At 72.1% G+C, this 247-nt stretch carries 1 pseudogene; it reads right to left on the minus strand.

What is annotated here, in order from left to right:
• A pseudogene (locus KVT14_RS20845) lies at nt 1-247 on the minus strand (sugar ABC transporter permease); the annotation flags it as partial.

Consider the following 247-nt stretch of genomic DNA (forward strand, 5'->3'; position numbering starts at 1 on the left):
GGCGATCGTCGGCATGGCGAGGGACTTGTTCGCGAGCCACGACGGATCCGGCGCCAGCGGCCCGAGGACCGCGTTGACCAGGCCGTTCGCCGGGAACAGCAGCATCCACACCCCGACCAGCGACACGCTCGCCGTCAGGTACGGCACGTAGTACGCGACCCGGTACGCCGGCGCCCACCGCACCCCGGCGTTGAGCGCGGACGCCAGCACCAGCGCCAGCCCGACCGTCAGCGGCACGTTGATGACC

The sequence above is a fragment of the Cellulomonas sp. GbtcB1 genome, assembly GCF_019091725.1.
Lineage (GTDB): Bacteria > Actinomycetota > Actinomycetes > Actinomycetales > Cellulomonadaceae > Cellulomonas.